This is a genomic window from Rossellomorea sp. NS-SX7, from assembly GCF_052828565.1.
This window is the reverse complement of the sequence record NZ_CM128249.1, coordinates 3615443-3637571: the sequence shown is the minus strand read 5'-3', so window position 1 is coordinate 3637571 and position 22129 is coordinate 3615443. Positions and strand designations below refer to the sequence as shown.

At 40.3% G+C, this 22129-nt stretch carries 19 protein-coding genes and 1 riboswitch; of the genes, 16 read left to right on the top strand and 3 right to left on the bottom strand.

What is annotated here, in order from left to right:
- The first annotated feature begins 32 nt into the window (after positions 1–32).
- Positions 33–1061, top strand: a complete 1029-nt coding sequence (gene iolC / locus ACUXV2_RS18045) for a 5-dehydro-2-deoxygluconokinase (protein WP_446244531.1) — start codon at positions 33–35, stop codon at positions 1059–1061.
- On the top strand, positions 1058–2518 hold the full coding sequence (locus ACUXV2_RS18040) for a CoA-acylating methylmalonate-semialdehyde dehydrogenase (protein WP_446244530.1): 1461 nt from the start codon (positions 1058–1060) through the stop codon (positions 2516–2518). Before iolC ends, ACUXV2_RS18040 begins: the two co-directional genes overlap by 4 nt.
- 330 nt (positions 2519–2848) lie before the next feature.
- On the opposite strand, the gene ACUXV2_RS18035 is transcribed toward ACUXV2_RS18040, so the two are convergent.
- Positions 2849–4615, bottom strand: coding sequence for a Z1 domain-containing protein (locus ACUXV2_RS18035; protein ID WP_446244529.1), 1767 nt, complete (start codon positions 4613–4615; stop codon positions 2849–2851).
- Positions 4616–4629: 14 nt separating this feature from the next.
- A complete protein-coding gene (locus tag ACUXV2_RS18030; protein WP_446244528.1) occupies positions 4630–5334 on the bottom strand; it encodes a hypothetical protein in 705 nt (234 codons plus the stop codon).
- A 764-nt stretch (positions 5335–6098) separates the two neighbouring features.
- Here ACUXV2_RS18030 and ACUXV2_RS18025 point away from each other — a divergent pair.
- From ACUXV2_RS18025 to ACUXV2_RS18010, 4 genes are read left to right on the top strand one after another with little or no spacing between them, the layout of a single operon-like run.
- Positions 6099–9338, top strand: a complete 3240-nt coding sequence (locus ACUXV2_RS18025) for a TcaA NTF2-like domain-containing protein (protein ID WP_446244527.1) — start codon at positions 6099–6101, stop codon at positions 9336–9338.
- Positions 9339–9353: 15 nt separating this feature from the next.
- Positions 9354–11300, top strand: a complete 1947-nt coding sequence (locus tag ACUXV2_RS18020; protein ID WP_446244526.1) for a dynamin family protein — start codon at positions 9354–9356, stop codon at positions 11298–11300.
- Positions 11297–13078, top strand: a complete 1782-nt coding sequence (locus ACUXV2_RS18015) for a dynamin family protein (RefSeq protein WP_446244525.1) — start codon at positions 11297–11299, stop codon at positions 13076–13078. The genes ACUXV2_RS18020 and ACUXV2_RS18015 overlap by 4 nt, the downstream gene beginning before the upstream one ends.
- Positions 13075–13479 carry a hypothetical protein gene (locus ACUXV2_RS18010; protein WP_446244524.1) on the top strand — a complete coding sequence of 135 codons (405 nt, stop codon included), beginning with the start codon at positions 13075–13077 and terminating at the stop codon, positions 13477–13479. The genes ACUXV2_RS18015 and ACUXV2_RS18010 overlap by 4 nt, the downstream gene beginning before the upstream one ends.
- Before the next feature lie 51 nt (positions 13480–13530).
- Here the strand turns inward: ACUXV2_RS18010 and ACUXV2_RS18005 are convergent, their stop codons facing one another.
- Positions 13531–14361, bottom strand: coding sequence for a nuclease-related domain-containing protein (locus tag ACUXV2_RS18005; protein WP_446244523.1), 831 nt, complete (start codon positions 14359–14361; stop codon positions 13531–13533).
- 521 nt (positions 14362–14882) lie between these two features.
- A riboswitch (cobalamin riboswitch) is annotated at positions 14883–15068 on the top strand.
- A gap of 134 nt (positions 15069–15202) precedes the next feature.
- On the opposite strand from ACUXV2_RS18005, the gene ACUXV2_RS18000 reads away from it, so the two are divergent.
- From ACUXV2_RS18000 to ACUXV2_RS17955, 10 genes are all read left to right on the top strand, one after another.
- Positions 15203–16189 carry an ABC transporter substrate-binding protein gene (locus ACUXV2_RS18000; protein ID WP_446244522.1) on the top strand — a complete coding sequence of 329 codons (987 nt, stop codon included), beginning with the start codon at positions 15203–15205 and terminating at the stop codon, positions 16187–16189.
- A 139-nt stretch (positions 16190–16328) separates the two neighbouring features.
- Positions 16329–16496, top strand: a complete 168-nt coding sequence (locus ACUXV2_RS17995) for an iron chelate uptake ABC transporter family permease subunit (RefSeq protein ID WP_446244521.1) — start codon at positions 16329–16331, stop codon at positions 16494–16496.
- Positions 16497–16558: 62 nt separating this feature from the next.
- Positions 16559–17128 carry a bifunctional adenosylcobinamide kinase/adenosylcobinamide-phosphate guanylyltransferase gene (locus ACUXV2_RS17990; protein ID WP_446244520.1) on the top strand — a complete coding sequence of 190 codons (570 nt, stop codon included), beginning with the start codon at positions 16559–16561 and terminating at the stop codon, positions 17126–17128.
- Positions 17125–17925 (top strand): adenosylcobinamide-GDP ribazoletransferase, encoded by an 801-nt coding sequence (cobS, locus tag ACUXV2_RS17985; protein WP_446244519.1) that lies wholly within the window; start codon positions 17125–17127, stop codon positions 17923–17925. Before ACUXV2_RS17990 ends, cobS begins: the two co-directional genes overlap by 4 nt.
- Positions 17883–18560 (top strand): histidine phosphatase family protein, encoded by a 678-nt coding sequence (locus ACUXV2_RS17980; protein WP_446244518.1) that lies wholly within the window; start codon positions 17883–17885, stop codon positions 18558–18560. The genes cobS and ACUXV2_RS17980 overlap by 43 nt, the downstream gene beginning before the upstream one ends.
- On the top strand, positions 18512–18946 hold the full coding sequence (locus ACUXV2_RS17975) for a bifunctional adenosylcobinamide kinase/adenosylcobinamide-phosphate guanylyltransferase (protein WP_446244517.1): 435 nt from the start codon (positions 18512–18514) through the stop codon (positions 18944–18946). Before ACUXV2_RS17980 ends, ACUXV2_RS17975 begins: the two co-directional genes overlap by 49 nt.
- Before the next feature lie 89 nt (positions 18947–19035).
- Entirely contained in the window at positions 19036–19635 is a 600-nt protein-coding gene (locus ACUXV2_RS17970) for a cob(I)yrinic acid a,c-diamide adenosyltransferase (RefSeq protein ID WP_446244516.1), read from the top strand.
- Positions 19619–20104, top strand: coding sequence for an ECF transporter S component (locus tag ACUXV2_RS17965; protein ID WP_446244515.1), 486 nt, complete (start codon positions 19619–19621; stop codon positions 20102–20104). Before ACUXV2_RS17970 ends, ACUXV2_RS17965 begins: the two co-directional genes overlap by 17 nt.
- The gene (locus tag ACUXV2_RS17960; RefSeq protein ID WP_446244514.1) at positions 20101–20853 is read left to right on the top strand and encodes an ATP-binding protein; all 753 of its coding nucleotides are present in this window, start codon (positions 20101–20103) and stop codon (positions 20851–20853) included. Before ACUXV2_RS17965 ends, ACUXV2_RS17960 begins: the two co-directional genes overlap by 4 nt.
- A 104-nt stretch (positions 20854–20957) precedes the next feature.
- Positions 20958–21857 (top strand): helix-turn-helix domain-containing protein, encoded by a 900-nt coding sequence (locus ACUXV2_RS17955; RefSeq protein ID WP_446244513.1) that lies wholly within the window; start codon positions 20958–20960, stop codon positions 21855–21857.
- The last annotated feature ends 272 nt before the right edge of the window (positions 21858–22129 follow it).

Here is a 22129-nt window from a genome sequence, read left to right as displayed (position 1 = left end):
TTTTTTAACCTAAATAGAAAGGAACGTGAAAAATGCCTCTATTAACCTTTGATTCTACCAAGCCATTCGATTTTATTGGTGTAGGAAGATTGTGCATCGATTTAAACGCGAATGAAATCAACCGTCCAATGGAAGAGACCCTTACTTTTACAAAATATGTAGGGGGATCCCCGGCCAACATTTCAATCGGTATGTCGAGATTAGGAAAAAAGACAGGGTTTATTGGAAGAGTGGCTGCTGACCAAATGGGACGATATATTTCACAATACCTTGATGAAAATAATATAGACATTTCAAGTGTTGTAATAGATACAAATAATAGTGTGACAGGCCTTGCGTTCACTGAAATCAAAAGTCCTTCCGATTGTAGTATTTTGATGTATCGGGACAATGTCGCAGATCTGAATTTAGAGCCCAAAGACATAAAAGAAGAGTACATAAAAGACTCTAAAGCATTATTGATTTCAGGAACGGCTTTATCCAAGAGTCCTTCAAGAGAAGCGGTTTTCACGGCTCTGCACTATGCAAGAAAACACGGAGTGGTCGTCGTCTTCGATATTGACTACCGCCCGTATTCCTGGTCGTCTGAAGATGAGACGGCGATTTATTACAGGCTTGCTGCAGAAAAGTGCGATGTCATCATCGGCACCCGGGAAGAATTTGACCTGATGGAACGATTCGATAACAGAGAAGAACCAAATGATTGGTCTACAGCTAAAGGCTGGTTCAACCATGAAGCGAAAATAGTCGTCATAAAGCATGGTGAGAAGGGATCGATTGCGTATACAAAGGATGGACAGTCGGTTGAAAGCCCGATTTTCCCTGCAAATGTGATTAAAACATTTGGAGCGGGAGACTCGTATGCAGCCGGTTTTATCTACGGGTTGATGCAAGACTGGAATCTCCCTGACGCAATGGAGTTTGGAAGCGCTGCAGCAGCGATTGTCATCTCCAGCCACAGTTGTTCGGATGCCATGCCGACTGTGGACCAAGTTAAAGAGTTTATCCATGATAGTAAGGATGGTCATCCATTTAATGATAGGGAAGGTGTAAAGAGATGAGCATAGATACAAAAGTAGAAACGGTTAAAAATTTTATCGGTGGAAAATGGATCGAATCGTCTTCTCCTTCATCCCTCCCTGTTCCTAACCCTGCAACTGAAGAAGTGTTGGCATTCGTCCCTCTTTCTATAAAGGAAGAAGTCGATCAGGCAGTTCAGACGGCATCCATCGCATTCGAAACATGGAGTGAAACTCCGGTACCGAAAAGAGCACGAATCCTATTTAAGTATCAGCAATTGCTGATTGATCATTGGGATGAGCTGGCTACACTTATTACGAAAGAGAATGGTAAAAACTACAAAGAAGCATACGGAGAAGTACAAAGAGGAATTGAATGTGTAGAATTTGCTGCAGGCGCACCTACTTTGATGATGGGGAAGCAGCTTCCAGACATCGCGACCAACATGGAATCCGGGATGTATCGATATCCTGTCGGAGTTGTGGGAGGGATCACCCCATTCAACTTTCCAATGATGGTCCCTTGCTGGATGTTCCCTTTAGCGATTGCATGCGGGAATACATTTGTCCTAAAGCCATCTGAACGGACTCCTTTATTAGCTAATCGATTAGCTGAGTTATTCCACCAAGCAGGATTACCGGGCGGTGTTCTGAATATTGTTCATGGTGCCCATGATGTCGTAAATGGGTTGTTGGATCATCCACAAGTTCCTGCCATTTCATTTGTGGGCTCTCAACCGGTTGCAGAGTACGTTTACAAAAGCGCATCAGCGAATGGAAAACGAGTCCAAGCGTTAGCTGGGGCCAAGAATCACAGTATTGTCATGGAGGATGCGAAAATTGAAGAAGCATCCAGACAAATTATCAACGCTGCTTTCGGTTCAGCCGGGGAAAGATGTATGGCATGCTCGGTCGTGGTGGCTGTTGATAGTATAGCAGATACACTAATGGAGAATTTGGTACAGAAAGCAAATGAAATCCAAATGGGAGACGGTTTAGATGAATCTGTCTTTTTAGGACCTGTCATCCGTAGAGAGCATTTAGAACGAACGGTAAAATACATCGAATCAGGAGAAGAAGAAGGAGCCCAATTGATTAGAGATGGTCGAAAAGAAGCATGCGAGAAAGGATTCTTTATCGGACCTACCATCTTCGACAAAGTGACCCCTGATATGAAAATTTGGCAGGAAGAAATTTTTGCTCCTGTCCTGTCTATTGTGAGAGTAAAAGATTTAAAAGAGGCAGTCCAAGTGGCAAACCTATCTGAATTTGGAAACGGGGCATGCTTATTCACTCAGGATGGCAGCAATGTCCGATACTTCAGAGAAAAAATACAAGCAGGAATGCTCGGGATCAACATAGGTGTACCGGCACCAATGGCATTCTTTCCGTTCTCAGGTTGGAAAAATTCTTTCTACGGAGATCTTCATGCTAATGGCTCGGATGGTGTGGAATTTTATACTAAGAGGAAAATGGTTACTGCTAGTTGGGTATATTGATAGATATGAAAAAGAAGCAGGGGGGTCTCTTGCTTCTTTTTTGTACCTGTTTATTGGGGAATATTGGGGTCTGACCCCCACCCAGCTAAAGTGTCCAGCGTTAATGCGCTAAAGAAGTGATTTTTAAGATTGAGGAGGCACTTCTTTTTGCGAAGTGGTGCCTTATTGACAAGTGATTAACCGGGGAAGGTTCAGATTATGATTTTTATATAAATATGGAAAAGTAATAGAAGAGTTGATAAAGAGAGAGGATCACAGCTCCTATTTCTTGTTGTCTTTGAAAAGAGCATCGAACGGCTCTCCCACTTAGCCGGGATGCTCTTTGTGATCTTACAAAGTGTTAGTTGAAATATACTTCATTTTCTTAGGTGAAAAACTATAAAAAACTTTGGCTTTATTTTGAGAAATGAAGCAAATCCAAAATCTATGCTGTACAGTGTTTTGATTTTCTGAAGTTCGTCTTTTAATTCTGGATTCTTTATAATCAATGTTCACTTCAATATCTTTTTGGTTACTATGCTTTGTTACAAAGTTAATGATGTAGTTAGGCAGGCATTGATTTCCATATGATTCATTTAGAACACTCAGCATCTCAATCGGAGTTTTAGAACCATCCATTATCTTTTTGACTTCTTCGGCATCACAATAGAAAGATTCAAATGATATTTCATTTGTTTGTACGTTGATTGTTTGTTTATCGATGCTGTTTGCTGCTACGGGAAACACTTTTTCGTCCGCAACCCAAGCAGGGGCTCCCATACCTGATTTAATGGACTCTATTGCAAAATCATGATAAATAAAGCAACTTCTCCACGACATAAAGAGTTTTTCTGGAATCCAAAGACGAAAGTAGTCGAGGTATTCTTTACGGTTTCCAAACATTCTGGCCCGCTGAATGTACGTATCTTGCTGCATTCTTTTAACGTCCCTGGTAAAATACATGCCCAATAAATTATCGATGGTAAGACCCCTTGATACCATATTTCCACCTACAGGAACGGTAAAAAGGTTTGGAATTTGTTCGGAAAGATCAACATACGTTTTATTTTTGTCGCTATTCACTTTAATAACGGTGTGATTAGTGATATTGATCAAAATATATTCCAATATTTTTTCTCTTTCGCTGGTACTAGAAATGTTCTCTTTGACTAATGATGCGAGCCTTTTGATGTATATATCAAATTCTGGATGTTTGTCATTAGAAATGACATCGAAAACTTTCCGTATTGTCCCTGCGTCATCGGTATGATTAGATTTGTTACCGGATGTATGTACAAGAAAAGCATAATTTTTTTCTGAGCTATTCTTTAAAACGTTGACCATTGCAACATCCAATATAAAATATAATATAGCTTTTTCAAGCTCTTCATTAGAAGGAGTGTCCTCGATAAATTCAATGTTATAGGAGATATCTTCATTAGATGCAGGGAAGAAAACATCTTTACCGACATAATTAGAATGGGATTGGAAGTGTATCCAATTCTCTATTCTGTTTTTAAATGTATTATTCAAGTCCAGTCTGGCTGGGGTCGCGGTTACCCCTATATAAATACCGTCTTCTTCTAAAAGCGTTTCAATAAGTTCGTTAATTTTAGTCCTTTCTTTCTTGTTTATTTTTCCATTTGGACTGGCTGTATCTGCCTCGTCGTCTATGATCACCTTACTCATACCCTGTGTCTTCATAATCAAATTCTCTAAATCTACTCTGTTCTTCTTACAAAGAACGATTCTGGTAGGAGAGATCTCTCCCTCCAGGAATTCGTGGAGAATTTTCGGTTTTGGATTAATGCGAGAAGTGATGAAACGATTGGTATTTTGTCCTAATAATCGTAAACTATCAGGAACTAACACAATGATTAAACGTTTGGTTGTTTCAATCAGTTTGCCAGATAGGCCTATCATCATCTCCGTTTTCCCGCTTTGGGGCTCCCCAAAAATGACAAATGATGAAATCCCATCAGTAAGGTTATCTATGCTTTTATTTACTACTTTTTCTATGGCACCAGTTTCTTTGCCTTCATTTTGGAGCCGCTCAATTTGTCTCGCATACGTTGTTTTTTTTCGTTTTACTTCAGCAATGATTTTATTAATCTTCATGTATTATTCTCCTTCTATTTTTCCTCGTGCTTGGAGATTGTGTGTATTTTCTTTAATTTGTTTTCTAGTTCGGTCGTCTTTGCTGACATGTCCTTATACATATCCAATTTAGATAGAACTTCAGGATCGTTTTTAACGTTCTGATAAAATTCATTAAAGAAATTGATTTGCATATCAATAAAAGAATTTTTCTTTTCATTGTCCTGATTTATTTGAGGGACATCTTCCTTTTTAGATGCCTGCTTATCCTTAGAAACAGAGGTTGATAGAGTTAAATTCTTATCAAACTTGTCCTTTTCCTCATTAAATTTCTTCCTGAATTCCTCATCTTTCATGAGTTTATACCATCGACCCTTTACTGATACGAAATTAAGGCCATGTTTTTCACTCACTGCCTTGATACTATTGGTTATAGTATTTCCAGACTTATAAGCTTCGATCATTTCGGATAGTAAGTCAAAATCTTTTGGTTTAGGATTCACTATACTTTCATCTCCTTTGATAACAACCTTTTTATTATCTTCATCTCTCATGTCGTACCCATGTTCTGCTTCGTATTTTAAATAAACATGTCTACACTGTTCAGCGGGCTTGTTAAAAAGTCTACTTGCATAATTAAATGCCTTTTCAACTGTTTTACCTTGCTCTAGCTCCTTTTTAACAGTTTGGTATAAAAGTTTTCGATCATTCTCATCCCAGTGTTCTTCTATTCTTTTCATTTTTGTACACCTCCTTAGTAGTTGTAACTCTTAAGTATTAGCAACATTAAGTTTTTCTGCTAAATAAGTGTAGTATAAATTGCTACAAAAAACTACAACTAAAGTTTGGTAATTTTGTTACTGGTTGTCGTTTTTGTTTTCTGTGTTGTAGTTTGTTGTAGTGAGTATAGTAAGGGTGTGATATTACTACTTAATTATGAGACTGTTATGAGTGTTTTTGAGAAGTTAGTTAGTTTGAGATAACGGATACGGATATTTTGCCCCCACTCAGCTAGGTTTTTGAGATTGAGGAGGTATTTCTTTTTAAAGTGGTGCCTCGGAATTAAAAAGACTGGCCGCTTTATGATTTATCAATGGCCATCGGTGTACTCTTAAGCACGGAGGAAATATCATTCCGGTGTCCTGAGACGATCGCCTTTTTGGGAGCTTTGTCGCTGGGCGGCGGAAGGGATGCTATCATCCGTCCTGGCAGCGAATAAGCTGGGGATTACAACCAAGGGGACAGGAACTCCGGTTTTAGAGCCGTTGTTCCAGCCCCCTTGGTTTATTTCGCATCAGTAGTTCTAATCAACGGCGAGGGAACTAACCCAAATCTAAGGGAAGTGTCACTTGCTCATCGCGGTGTCCAATTCCTTACCGAGTTCGGACCCAAATGTTTTATCTGCACAGTTACAATATATTACATAATAGGATATAATTTTATATATATCGTTACCTATAGACTATTACTAAACTACTAATATATATGGAAAAGGGAATGCCTCATGAGTTGGAAAGAAGGATTTCGAAAAGGTATGCAACACTGGATAGAGCTAAGTTCGAAAGACAATAGATTTAAACAGATTGAGAAAGATTTACGGCAGATTTCTGAGGATTTGGAAGATGAATTACTGGTTATGGTTGCGGGAGAATTCAATTCCGGGAAGACTACTTTTATTAATGCTTTGTTAGGTGAAAAGGTACTGTCATCCAATGTTACGCCGGAGACGGCAATGGTAACAAAGCTTAAATTCGGTATGAAGAAAAAAGTGATTGGTCATTTCACGGACGGTACAACGAAGGAATATGAACCTTCCTGGCTGGATGAATTAACTGCAGAACGAGAAGGTAAGTCCAAATTTATACGCAGTAAGTTAGCGTATGTTGAGTATTATTTGCCTTCTCCTATTTTAAAAACATTTACCATAGTGGATAGTCCCGGACTTACTTCCTTAAATAAAGACCATACCCGTGCAACGGAACAATTCTTAAAACGGGCAGATGTAGCGATATGGTTATTCCACTCTCTTAATGTCGGAACATCGACAGAGCTTGAATGGTTAAAGAAACTTCAAGATTATGAGATTAAACCAATAGGTATCGTAAATCGGATTGATCAATTAGATGACGAAGAGGATGAACTGGAAAGCTTTCTGGACTTCAACTTGAGACGTCTATACCCCTTAATTGATGAACTGGTGGGGGTATCTGCTAAAGAAGCATTAAACGGAATAGTAGAAAAGGACAAAAAAATGGTGGAGTGGAGTAACTGGAGTGCTGTTGAGAAACTGTTTCAGGATTTAAAAGGGCAATCGGACCAAAAGATTGAGCGTATTCTTCAAAAATTGAAAGAGCCGATCGATCTGTTGGATCGCATGTTATTAAAAGAAAAATCCTCCTACTCCTTACAACGTAACTTTATTAAAATCAAGGATTTTCATTCAACTATCTATCCCTCCCTTGCGAAGGAAAAAGAGCAGGTACTGAAGCAGCATCAAGAAACGAAGCAACTTAATGCAGATTGGATAACCACACTGGGCACACTTAAATACAATACAAGTCCAGGAGCGTATGTTGACAGTATAGTAAGTCCTATTAAAGATCCAGTTAAACGCAAAATGATTAAAGATCAGTGGGATAAAGTCTTGCCTAAACTTCAAAGCTATGAAAAAAACATGGAGAATCACCAACAAGAATATGAGCGGTTACTAGAAGAAAATAACAGCTTGGAAACTGAATGGTCCAATCTTTCCCGCTTGCGTTTATTTGGTGTGTCCAAGGTTGAACAATACTCTGATAAGCAGGATAAATTCAATAGACGGGTAGAGACATTCACTAGAAAAAGACAAGTACTCATGGAGGAAAAGCGTAAATTAGAGAATGTATTCCGAAACTTGGATAGGAATATTCAATCCATCATTCAATCTGATTTCGATGAACGTAAGATTCAGATAGAAGAACGGACTGAAAAATGGAATGAACAGGTAAAAGAAATAAAGATTAGTTATAAAGAGATTACTCTAAGTTATACAGAAAAGTTAACGAGCTTTTTTGACTGGATATACTCATTCATACATCAAGTAAAATCGTTCTTTTTTACAGTGGATGAATCCATTACTCCACTTTTAGCCTATGAACAAGTTCAAAGGTCATTGGAGGATATTGAAGAACTTTATGATGACTTTCCATATAGTGAATTCAAGGACACATTGGCTTCTTTTCTTTCACTTCCACACCTCAAGATGAAAACATACGAAAAGTTTAACATTCCCGGCATGGGAACTCGTTTTATACCGTCGATTCAGATTCCGTTGGTTGTTTCACTTAAACACGACCCAGGAAGTGTGAAAAGGACGATTAAAGATAGAAGAGAGAAGTGGATTGGAATAACAGTCTGTCTTGTAGTCCTTTCCGTTTTCGCCTATCTCATTCTTGAAGATCCTAATAATTCACAAGGGACAAGCAGCTTTGATGATGCTTCGTATATGGATGATGAGGCAGATTCCAATACTATCGAACAAATGTCGTATGAAGAAGAGAGTCAAACAGAACTTGAAAGCCTGTTTGACAGAAGTGCTATTCAAGATTTCTTGACACGCCTCCATAACGAGATGGAAAATCCAACGGGTTCGCTGGAGTTGTTGTATAGTGAATATTTCACTGATGAAGGCTGGGAAGGTTTTATTCCATATCATGAGAAGTTGACGGATGGAGATTTAGTAAAGATTACAGGAGAAGAAATAGAGTATTCGTCTGATGAGATTAATGTCACCACTACAGAGTACTATTCGTGGGAAGAAGCGGAGAGAACTTTCAAGGTCCATTACTCATTCATACAGGATCGCTTTGAATCAAACAAGCTTAAAATCAACCAAGTTTCTTATTCAATAGAGAACGAAACAATAAACCCCTATATTGTGGATGAACAAATGATTTATTCGTTCATGAATGAGTATCGATCAGACTATATGCAAGCATTAAATAGTGAAGACTTTTCTTATGTTGAACCCTATTTTTTCTCTGACACAGAAGAACATCAGGAAATGGAGGAATACTTCTCTTCTATAGAAGGAAAAGGCTATAGGTTTGAGTTTGGAGAAAACCAGGTTTCTAATATTGAGAAAACAGATGATAACCAGTATACGGTGAGTAGTTTTGAGACGTTTACTTTTATTGATGATAAGGGGATAGAGACATATTTTGAAAGAACGAAAGAATATGTATTAAGAGCAGTAGCGGATAATGACCTATTAATAGATGACATCATCATACAAGATACAAAAAAGCAGGTCGTAGAGAATGATATGGCTGAAGCCTCATTTGATGATTTGAATGCAGAGTCCGAAGGTAATGTTCAGGTAAGCGCATCAGATGTATCAGAAATGCTTCTACGTTATTACGATCAATATGAAGAGGCATTTAATAATAGAGGATTCTCATATGTTGAACATTATTTTGAGCCAGATTCTGAACGGTACATGGAGGAGAAAAAGTACCTGACAAAGGCGATCACAAAAAAAATGCAAATGAACAATCTTTCTTTTGAAGTGAAGTCGATGAACATCGTAGATTCTGATACATACTTGGCCACCGTCCACCTTGAAGATGAATATCAATATCAGGATAAACCAACCCAGAAGAAGAAAGTAAGGGTTGAATATTTAATCAATGTGACAAGTGAAGAGGGTATTGAAATTAGTGACATGCCCTATTTCGACATTTTAGAAACTACTACTACTCAATAAGGAAAGGACCAATCAATGACATTTTCATTGGATACTTATACGATTACACAGCAGAAATTACTTGATAAAGTAACCGAGCTTCAAGATCTTCTCGATGAGATGAAGCTTGATATAGAAATGCGGAAATTAAAAGAAATTAAAAACAATTTGTTGGAAGAAAGATTTCAAGTCGTTGTTGTAGGCGAATTTTCCAGAGGGAAATCTACTTTCATTAATGCACTCTTGGGTAAGAAAATACTTCCTTCATCGGCAAAGCCTACTACAACCATATTAAATAAAATTGTGTATGGCACAGAGCCGGGAATTACCTTACATTTTCGAGATGCTAAACGGTCTAAGAAGATTACAGAGGAACTTTTTGCAAAACTGGTTGCTCCTAAAGAGCCGATTCCAGGTGATGTGAAAACAGAAAAAGAATACGAGAAACAAGTACAATTCATTCAGGAAATTGAATACGCAGAAATTGCCCATCCCCTGTCTTTTTCTGAAAATGGAGTGGAAATCATAGATACGCCGGGAACAAACGATTTAGACCCGGCGCGTGAAGAAATCACGAATAATATCATTCCAAAATCAGATGCAGCCATTCTCATTTTATCTGCTTTGAAAATCTTATCGGAATCAGAGCTTAGTTTTTTGCGAGATCGATTATTGGCCAGTGATATTCAAAAAATCTTTATCATTGTGAACTTCAAAGATTTACTAGAGAGCAAAGAGGACGAGAGAAAAGTATTGGAATTCGCCTATACTCACTTGAAGGATGTTTTACAACAGCCGAAAATTCATATGGTGGCTGCAAAACAGGCATTAAATGCCCGGCGGAAACAAAATGGAGAAGAGCTTGGATCGAAGAGGGGACGAAGAATGCCCGTATGGGATCTCAAGGATACCGGCTTTGTTGAGCTTGAAAACAATCTAGCGGACTTTCTCCAGTTTGAACGGGGAGCTGTAAAATTACAGAAGCCTATTCAACAAGTAACTAAGCTGATAAAAGAGATAAAGAAAAAGCATATTTCACTAGAAAGAAATGCTTTAAGTAAAAAAAGAGAGGGTTTAAAAGAAAAAATAGAAAACTTCCGCCCTAAATTAGTGAAAACTCAAGAGACTGGAAATGAAGCTTTGAAAAAAATGTACATGGAGCTTAAAAAAGAAGAGCAAGGCCTTTTACAATGGTATCAAAAGGAAACTGAAAAAATTTATTCAAAAGGACTTGAAACCTTTGAAGAATCTCGTCATTTAAGTGTAAATGAGATAAGCAGAAAAGTGGAAAACACGATTGCTCCCTTGGAAAGGACTCTACATATAAACAAAAAAAACAAAATGACGGAGACAGCCAAAGCATGCATTAACCTCAGGTCTAGAGATTTGAATGAGGAATGGGGAAGATTAGAAGGTGAATTAGTGAATTTAAGCAGCTCTCCTCATGAGGATGATCTTCTTCCGGCGGTCAAGGAGAACGATGGAATGAATGAATACAGCCTTTTTGATGAAATTTTCGAAGAATTAGACGATGCCTGGGGTAAGAGTAACAGCTTGTTAGGGAAAGTAGTCATCGGAGCTGGGTATGTGGCGACAGCCATTGCTGGTGGAATAACGGCTCTTTTCAGAGCAGGATGGTCATGGCTGACAGGTGAGAATGAAAAAACAAGATTTAAACGAGATCTCCTAGAGCAGTTCGAAGCATCAAAAAAGAAAAAGCTTTCTTCTTTTAAGAAAGATTGGAGCAATTTGGGAGAGGGAATACGTAGTCAATACAAAGAGATTGTTGAACGAAATATTCAACAAATGAACGAACAGCTAAACCAGCTTATCAAAACCACTCAATTAGAAGAAAAAGATATTCATAAGACAATAGATATCCTAAATCATAGGGATACAAGATTGACACAGATTGAAAAAGATCTGCCTCGTCTATTAAAGCAGCTGCAGAAAAAAACAAAAGAAAAGGCTGGCGTGTTATGAGTAGTGAATGGACCAATCTCGAAGATTTCAAGCGGGTTACAAGCGAAATGATTCTTAAATTAGAGTCTGTATTACCTAATAGTTCGCAATTGAAGCCATTAAAGGAACTTGAAGAGGATATTATTCAAAATTATTATACGATCATGGTGGTTGGTGAGTTCAAACATGGAAAGTCTACTTTCGTAAACGCTTTGTTGGGACAGGACATCATGCCAAGAAATGTAACCCCGACTACAGCAACAATTAATGCGATTTTTCACGGGAGCGAACAGGAAATTCATATCGTTAAACAAAATGGCGAAATAGAGAAACAAGAGGCTTCTATTGAGGTGTTAAACAGATATACTGCTTCTTCAGACTTCAATCCGGAGGAAATCAAGTTTATAAAATTATTTTTGGATGTACCGTTATTGAAGGAGCGTATTGTATTAATTGATACTCCCGGTGTGAATGATTTAAGTGAACAACGGGCTGACATCACTCATCAGTTCTTGCCACGGGCAGATGTCATCATCTTTATGTCTTCTCTGACAGCGGCAATAAAAAAATCAGAGCAGGAATTCCTGGAGAATAGAATAAAGAAAATTGGATTTGACCGGACCATTTTCGTCATGAATTTCTTAGATCAAATTGATGAAGACGAACTGGATGAAGTGATCGAATTCTCAGAAAGAAGAATTCAAGGTATAGCAGGTGGACAACATAGGGTGTTTCCTGTATCAGCGAAAGAAGCCCTTGAAGGTAATTTAACGAACAACGATGAACTCAAACAAGTTTCAGGTATAGAAGAAATTAAAGCAGAAATAAAGCGACGACTAGAATCGGGTTCAAGAACACAACAAAAGCAAAAACGAATTGAAGAAAGATTAGCTGACATACACGAGGCAGTGCTTAAAGAGGTTGAAACTGCGGAAGAACTTACAGAAAGATCGATTGAAGATCTAAGAGATCAGTTACTCAGGGTGGAGAACTGGTTCGAACATCGTGCAAAATGGGAAGGACAATTGCAAGATTATCTGTTTGAGAGAGAAGAAGAGATCAACTTTCTAATCAACAAATCTTTTCAATATTTTGGAGAAAAGGTGAAGGAGGATATCGAGCATAAAATTAATCTCTTTCAAGGTGCTGATATAAAGTCCCTTGTGGAAAACCAAATTCCTCATACAATACGGGCTCATTTCAATCAATGGATCGATCAGTATAGCGACCATATTCACCAATTGTTTGTAAAGCTTGAAAGAGAGGTTTCTATTGGATTATCTAAATCTTTTCAGCAAAGTGTAAAATTGCAGTCCTACAGGGGAGAGAATCTGAGGTTTCAAGGCGATATCCCTATTCTGAATGCCCGCAGCGGAAATGCCAATGTGAAAGCAGGTGTTTTGCTGGGGGGCGTTGGTTCTCTTGCACTTTTATTGGGAGGTCCTTTCTTCCTTCCGGTAGTTGGGATGGCTGGCCTGCCTTATATTTCTCAAAAGATCGCTGAGAAGCAACTAGCCAATATCAAGCCGGACCTTATATATTCCGTGCATACTCAGATTAACGTCCTTCTTGATGACTTTAAATATCAGTTGAACCAGTATATCAGAAAGGGAATCAGTGAAATTAACAGGCTTTCTCTTGAAGAATTTAGTCGTTTAATAACAAGTTATCACATGATTCTTAAAGAAGAGGCGGCAAGACATCAAACAGAGGCAGCTGAAATCCATGCTCACAGGGAAAAGATTAAAGAACTGAAACTTTATCTAACAGAATTAATGAAGGAGGAAGCGTTGAAATGAATGGATGGGAAAACAATACAGTAAATCTTTCAGAAGCATTTGATCAGGACTATGGCACAAGTACAGATCTGGCACTTAAGGATCAAACACCGTCCGTGATCGATTATGGGTCAGACGGATCCTTTACTGGACATGGCCAGGATATCTATCATTACTCTGATCCGTTGAAGTATACAAATCAATTTCAGTTCAAACCATTACATTTAGGGTCCGGCACTGACAACATTCACTTTGTGGAGCCTCACTATGTAGATCCCTACATTCGTAAAGATGGGACTTTAGTGGAAGGATATTTCCGCGATGGTGACGGGAATTCCTCCATAGACACCCCCCTTGAACAAGGCGGCGGTTATATACGAACCAATCCTGATGGAAATCCTTTTAATAATTTGAAAGGTTAAGCATTGGATAAGATTACCACAAGGGGTAGAGCAGGGGGGCAGATTCCCGCTCTACCTTGTTTTCTGATGCTCAAAACAATAGATTTTCCCTCCGAACCTTTTGTTTGCCAGACAATACGCCTGTACTTTTGCCGAAACAGGTTTACTGCACGCGACGCAGGCCGCGGAGGCACCGGCAATCACCTCGGTATCTTCAGGGTTGCTTAGTTTGAGCTTATGTTCCTCCCTGGTCGTTGGATCAATTATATTCGCTTGAGTAAAAGCATGATGAATGGTAGAAATGTCAGGTTCACTAAGTAGCGGTTGTTTGTGCTGAAGCTTCAAAACCGAAAGCTTTCTGTGAATGAACTCAGACAATTCGATATCATAGACAATCAACTCATTGGATGCGATTTTACGATATTCTAATCCGACTTTAAATGTGCATCTCTTTGTAAAGGAAACCATTGAGATGAATAAAGGGTGGTGTTTTTCATCAATCAGTGTCTTCAGTGCGGCAATATGTCCGTAATTTTGGACAAACGGATTCATCATTTTAAATTTCCCATTCACTAGCCACGTTTTTCTGTCTTTCCCGCCATAGATGGTGCCCTGATAATTTTTCGTTTCAAAGGTAAAGATGCCATAGGGAGTCAAGACTACGTGATCAATCTGGGAATATCCCGACTTCGCCTTCGGGTTTTTCACAAGAAGGTCGCTCAGGTAACGACAGTCTTTCGGCAGCTGATCAAGTTGGATGTCTATCTTGTATTCACCGAGTTCTCCTTTTCTGGCTGCGAATTCCTCTGAAGTCCTCTTTATAGGCTTAGCGGCCGGTTTTCTTGTTTGTATGGGTACGTCCTTTTCTTTTTTCTTCTTTAAAAAGTGTAGAAATAATAACATATTGCACTCCTTTATAATGCAGGTGTTTATTTTTACTATCGGAATATGGGTATAAAGGTTTAGAGGAAGTGGGACAGGGGGACAGGTCCATCGTACCGCGAGCTAGATAGTCCAATTATTTTAGTGTGACGGTATACCTGTCCACTTGTCCTTTTAAACAAACGTTTGATTAATCTCTAAACCCCTGGCACAAAGCTACCTACAAAGTTAAACAAACGTTTATGTAACAAAATTTCAAAACAGGGTGTCCTTTTTCTGTCATTCTCTAAGAGAGGTGTGCAATCGTTGGAGGAAGTCGCATTGTTGGATGAGGAATTTGTAGCAGGTAAAGGGAGGAAAAAGATGAAGCAGCAGCGGACGGCTGGAAGAGTTAAATGAGATGCTTGATAGGCTTGAGGAACAGTGGAATTAGGTGGAGGCGGTTCTCACTCTTCCTTTTACTTAAACCATTAAAATAATATTCTGGAAAATGATTCCCCTCTCAACCTTTCTTGTGTATAATCTAGCTAGCGGAAAATTTAATACATATTGTCGAAACAGGTGACTTTAGTCGAACTGAAGTCTTAAAAGGGAAGTTGGTGAAATTCCAACGCGGTCCCGCCACTGTAATTTGGGAGCCTGCTGTTAATACCACTGTACATTTGTATGGGAAGGAGCAGCGGGCAATGACCATAAGCCAGGAGACCTGCCTGTTACCGTGCACCAAAAGCCTACGAGGATAGGGAAGGTGTAAATCGCATAAATTTTGAGTTTACATCAAAAATATGCCTTTTACACGTCATCTCTTTCTTCAGGAAGAGATGTTTTTTTATTTTGAAATGAAAAAAGGGGAGAAACGAACGTGAAGAAGATTAACTTACTATTGCTTGCACTGCTACTTTCCATTGGCGTCATTGCCGGTTGCGGAAATAACGGAGACACAGTTAATGGGAAAGCTGGAGGGGATTCAGCGGATCAGGAACAAGCTGAAAACCAGGAAACGGCAGCATTTCCTGTAATCATAAAGGATGCTGTGGATAATGAGGTAACGATTGAGGAAAAACCTGAAAAGATTGTATCGCTTATCCCGAGTAATACAGAAATTGCTTTCGAATTAGGGCTGGCTGATAAAGTTGTTGGAGTATCTGATTTTGATAACTATCCTCCTGAAGCTGCTGAAAAAGAGAAGATCGGCGGTATGGAGTTCAACGTAGAAAAGATTCTTTCCTTATCACCTGATCTGGTGCTTGCCCATGCTTCGGTAATGGGATCGGCAACGGATGCTCTCCAGCAGATAAGAGACGCTGGTATCACGGTTCTGGTCGTACATGACGCTAAAAGTTTCGAAGAAGTTTATTCTACGATTGAAATGATCGGCAAGGCTACAGATGCAAATGAACAGGCTGAAGAAACCATCGGGAAAATGAAAGATGATCTTCAGGCGGTGAAGGAGAAAGCAGCTGAAGTTTCAAAAGAAGAGAAAAAGAGCGTTTTTGTAGAAGTGTCTCCTGCACCAGAGATTTACACTCCTGGAAGTGATACCTTCATGGATGAAATGCTGACGTTGATTAATGCTGACAATGCAGCTGCAGAACAGGAAGGCTGGGTGAAGATGAATGAAGAGGCCATTATCGCCTTGAATCCTGATGTCATTGTCACTACCTATGGGTATTACACGGAAAATCCGAAAGACTTAGTGTTAAGCAGAGAGGGATGGGAGGGTGTTCCTGCCATCAAGAATGAACAAGTATATGACGTTCATTCGGATTTAGTAACGAGAACCGGTCCGAGGCTGGTACAAGGCGTAGAGGAGCTTGCAAAAGCGGTTTATCCGGATTTATTTAAGTAACAATGTAATAGTTTCGTATGGATCTTAATATTCTCACTGCTGATAGGTATTGGGGTTGGCGCGAGTCCCGGTTACTGGTATTATTTCGATCCTCGGTACAACGATTTTCCGTTACCCTGTCCTGTATAATGTGGATTAAATGGATATCACTATCGTGAATAGGTTCAAGCTGACCCGAGTACCTGTTGGCATTCTTGTTGGAGCGTCTCTCGCCATTGCGGGAGCCGCTTTTCGAGGTTTATGGAGGGGGGAGTTGGCTGACCCTTATACATTGGATATGTCATCATGTGTTTCAGTCGGTGCGTGATGACTTTGCTCTATTATTTATGAATTCGCTGATATATAAGTTGCAGATGGAGGGATAAGCAAATGGCGGCAGAAATGATTTTTATTTGTGGAGGAGTGCGCAGTGGAAAGAGCTCTTTCGCAGAAAGCAGGGCAGAATCCTATCAATCTGCCTTGCCCCAAGCATCCCTGCATTATATTGCCTGTGGCAGGGCGGTGGATGATGAAATGAGTCAAAGGATAAGAAGGCATCAGGATGACAGAAGAAAATCGGAGCATAGTTGGATGACGTGGGAATGCCCGGTGAATATTGGTTATCTGTCTGAAACCTTCTCCTCCAAAGATATTGTCTTACTTGATTGTGTGACGACTTTGCTGACCAATGAAATGTTTTCAGCTGAATTTATCAATGAACGAAAGTTGACAGAAAAGGTCGTTGGGGATGTTAAGGAACTATCCAAGAACGCTGGCAAGCTAATCTTTGTCAGCAACGATGTTTTTTGCGAACCCGTTTCTACTAATGATTTTGTGAGAAATTTTACGAAAACACTGGGTATGGTTCACCAAAAGCTTGTTGAAATGGCAGCTGAAGCGTATTCAGTTAAGAACGGCATACCAGTGTTGAAAAAAGGAAGGAGACTCCCTGCAGGATGAATGTGAAAAGTTATGTATGGGGATTGCTGGTCTGCCTTCAATTTTTCTCAAGTCTCCCAATTCCGATCTCATTCAAAATGGATAGAGACATGATAAAAAGGACCGTCATGATGTTTCCAATACTCGGTTTGATCATGGGCGGTATCGTTGGAAGCCTCCTATTCTGCTTGAGTGAGTGGACGACTCTTTCATCTCTGGCCCTTGCCTTTATCGTTTGGGTATTGCCGATTATCCTTACAGGAGGTATACACCTTGACGGCTGGATGGATAGCAGTGACGCTTATTTTTCTTATCAGGATAAAGAGAAACGTCTGGAGATCATGAAAGATCCGCGGGCTGGAGCTTTTGCTGTTATATCAGTTATCGTCCTGTTATCGTCCCGCTTCCTATTTATCTATGAAAGTATGATATTAGATTCTATTTTTCTCGCAACCATGATCGGGATCATTCCATTTTTCAGCAGAATAATCATGGGGATCCTGATGGTAACAGGTAAAACGGCCAAGGAAGAAGGGATGGCGCATTATTTTAAACAGCACACGGGTCCCATGTACCTGCTGACTTATTTGATTCCTTATGTTCTGATTGCTGTCATTTTCTTTTGGGTATTGCCGGAAATAGCAGATTTGTTTTTGCTGTTCACCTTGGCTGCAGGATTGCTGACAGTATGGATCAGACGCCAAACAATCAAGTGGTTTGGAGGCATCACTGGAGACACGCTTGGTGCATCAGTGGAAGGAGCTGAGACAGTATTATGGTTGATCGTGTGGTTGTCGGCTTATACCGGCATGGCCTGACAGAAGAAAACCGCGCCAAAAAGTATATTGGATGGCATGATGCCATGATACTGGAGGCAAGCCGCAAGGAATTGGTTAAGAGAGCGTCGCTTTATCCTTCATATGAATGGGTCATCACGAGTGATCTTGTACGATGTACACAGACCGCAAAAGCACTGTTTCGAGATGTTCCTCATCTGGAATCCGATTTATTCAGGGAAATCCATTTTGGAAAATGGGAAACGAAAACATACCAGGAACTAAAATTGAATGGATCTTACCAGGAATGGCTGAATGACCCAAGCATTCAAATACCGGGCGGTGAAAGACTCAGTGATTTCTATGAAAGACTGAGAATGGGCTGGCTGCAGGTAAAGGATGTCGTCAATCGTGATGGGTACGACCCGAAACATGTCGGAAAATCCGGCAGTCATCCACCTTATGACAGCCAGACAAAGAGGATAGCGATCGTCACTCATGGCGGTGTGATAAGACATTTATTGATGAAGCTGACGGCAGAAGAAAGAAGTTTTTGGGAATGGCAGATTCCATGTGGCGGAGGGTATGAATTGAGTTGGACAGTCGATGAATGGAGGAGGGGAAAAACATGCAGTTCGTTACGGGCGGTGCCTTCAACGGAAAATCCCAATGGGTGAGGGAAACCAATAAGCAAAAGCTGGAGTGGGTGAACTTATCTGAAGAATGTACTCTTCCTCAGCCTGATCCTTCTCAGAATACAGTTGTACTGGAAGGCCTCGAGTACCTTATTCTTAATGAAGTCAGGAAAGAGAAAGAAATGAATAGTATCAGAAGTGAATTTCACTCACTGTTTGAAACGTGGATGGATTGGGAAGGAGCATTAACGCCGCGAAACGTGATATGGGTCGGATCTGATATTGGAAGGGGAATCGTACCTATTGATTCTACTGAAAGAAAGTGGCGGGATCTTACAGGATGGGTATACCAGGATCTTGTAAAGCTTGCGGATAGTGTGTATGAAATCTGGTTTGGTTTGCCGCAGAGGTTAAAAGGGGCTGAATAGGTTTGAAGGAATTCGATAGTGGTCACATGTTTTATAAAATATGAGTCTTCAAAAATGATACGGACTTTACTAAAAGGAGAAGGATTACTATGAAAATATACAGCAGAAAAGGCGATAAAGGTAGGACCAACATTATAGGCGGGCGTGTCGATAAGGATGATGTAAGGGTAGAGGCTTATGGCACGATTGATGAATTAAATTCATTCGTAGGAAAAGCAGTATCTGAATTGGACAAAGGCCTCTTCCAGGACGTTCTGGATGACCTGGAGAAAATTCAGCATGAACTCTTTGACTGTGGAGGGGATCTGGCGAATGTGACGGATAAGTTTCCGATGAAGCTTAAAAGCGAAACGATCGATTATCTCGAGGAGAGGATTGATCAGTATATTGGAGAAACCCCGCCGCTTGAGAAATTTATCCTTCCAGGAGGGTCAGGACCAGCTGCAACTATCCATATTGCCCGTACAATCTGCCGTAGGGCTGAACGGCAAATCGTCAGTCTGATCAAAACAAATGCAGAAATTCCTGAAGTGACGTTACAATACATAAACCGCTTATCAGACTATTTTTTCGCACTGGCAAGGGCAATCAATTACAGAATGGGATTGCAGGATGTTGAATATGAAAGAAGTGCAAACGTCTTCTCTGCAGCAGGTAAAAAGGTGAGGCCAGATGAAAAGAACAAATAAGCTTACATTACTCGCACTCTTAGTTTCACTTAGTGCTGCTGGAGGGCTGATTAAAATCCCTGCAGTCGTGGGCAGCGTTGCCTTGGATTCACTTGCCGCACTGCTTGCCGCTTCCATTATAGGTGGAGGGTTTGGAGCTGTCACAGCCATGTCCGGACACTTGATTTCCGCACTACTGGCAGGTTTTCCGCTGGGACCGCTGCATGTGTTGATTGCAGCGGAAATGGCAGGAGCTGTCTGGTTGTTTGGTGTTATGTTCAAACAATCTCCAGTGATTGCGGCAGTTTTGTTCTTTACCATCAATGCCTTTATTGCTCCGCTACCGTTTATTTTCATTATCAGTAAAGAGTTTTATTTTACGATTCTTCCTTCCCTGTGCATAGGGTCTTTCCTGAACCTGACCATTGCTCATTTCGCTTATCCTCCGTTAAACCGTTATTTTCATGAAAGGGTGAGGAGGCAGTCATGAGAGACGTTAGCATCATTCCTTCATCTTCAAATGAAGAAATCATCGTCGGAACAGATAACAGCGGCGGGATCGGGACAAAGGATGAGGATGTAGTCAAAGTGGGTGATGTAATCACCGCCTATTACTCAACCCGGGTAGCGGTAATGGAAGTGTTGGCAGTTAAAGCAAATCCCTTTTCAGTCATCATCCACAACTTCTCAGGAGATATGGTTTGGGAAGCGTATAAAAAAGGAGCAGAAACAGCTCTCAAAGAGGCTGAATTAGAAGGAGTGCAGATTACAGGCAGCACAGAATCCAACTTTCCTTTAAAGCAATCGGCCTTAGGGATAACCGTTCTTGGAAAAAGACCGGTTGTTAAAAATGAAAGAGCGAGAGAATACGAGTATAAGTATGCTGTAATAGGTGCCCCGTTAACAGGGAATCAGGTTATGGAAAAGAAGGAAATGGCGGCACCTTTAAGTCTGTTCACCAAATGCTGCAGGCATTCAGCCATTCTGGATTTAATTCCTGTAGGTTCAAAAGGCATTCTGGAAGAGCTTAAGGTATTAACAGATGATGTTTCATTGACAGAAAAGGAGATCCAATGTCCTCTCGATATTTTAGTGTCAGGTGGTCCATCTACATGCTTTCTCGTGAAGTTCAGGGAAGAAGATAAAGGTAATGTAAGGGAGCTTGTTGGTTATTTTTATCATTCGTTGTTGGTTAAAGGTGGGACAAGGGGACAGGAACAGTGTCCCGCATCTTTATAAGTATTGTTTGCACAGTGCCCTTGAGTAGTTTTAAAAAGCAGATAGGCCCGGTTCCATTCTTTCTGATAAACTATCAATAAGAACAAAGTCTGGGAGGCAGTTCAGTGGATTATGCAGTAATCGGTAAAAAGATAAAAGAACTGAGAAAGGTAGTCGGGCTCACTCAAGGAGAACTTGCTGAAGGTGTCTGTACGCAGGCGCTAGTCAGTCGGATTGAGAAGGGAGACATCTATCCCAGCGCCACCGCGTTATTCCAAATCTCTGTTAAGCTCGGGGTCGATGTGAATTACTTTTTTGAAATCGGAACCACCCCTCGGCTTGATTATGTGCAGGAAGTTGAAAAGCAGTTGAGAACTCTCAGAATCAACCGTAAATTCGAGGACATGATGGATCTAGTGAAGATAGAGGAGAAAAATCCACTTTTCTATAAAGATATGGAAAAAATGCAGCTTCTCTATTGGCATAAAGGGATTTATGCATATGAAGTGGAGAAAAATGAAGAGAAGTCTTTTTCAATCCTCGATCGGGCCTATTGCATCACAGCCAATCAAAAAAAAGCCATGACAGAAAGAGAAATGCAGATTCTTTCAAGCAGAGGAACCATTCATACAGCTTTACACCAGCATGATGAAGCGCTCCACTATTTCTACCTGGTTGAAACGGCATTGAAGGCGACAGAGCAACTGCATGATAAATCGATCAAAACAAGGTTATTTTATAATAAATCCAGAATATTGACGCGGTTAGGCAGTTATGAAGAATCAACCTCCTATTGCCGGAGAGCCATCAACTGGTGCATAGAAGAAGAACAACTGTGGGGGCTGGGGGAATTAAACTATCAGATCGGATATAACCACGAATTGGTCGATGAGATGGAACAAGCCTTATCTTACTTCAATCGTGCCTTACATATGTTCGAACTCGTAAAAGACGAAAGGTACGTAGCCTTCATCCGCGAAAAGATTGAAAAAGGGACGGGGGGACAGGTTCGGTGTCCCAAGTAGAGGGGAGTACTTGGTTCGTTAGATTGAATTGCATACCGTCAGGGATACAATGAAATGTGGTGGTCTGAGAGTGTATGTGTAATCGAATTGGTTGATCGGGAACGGTCTGTCAATGAAAAGGCTGCTTTGGAAGCGAAGGAGTCTTTTTTTGTTTGCGGATGACCAATTGGATGGGGAAGGGACAGGAAACTACGTTTTTTAAGACCGTGGTTCCTGTCCCCTTCTTTGGTTTAGCGAGGGACAAGGGCCCTGTCCCCTTGTCCCTCGCTACT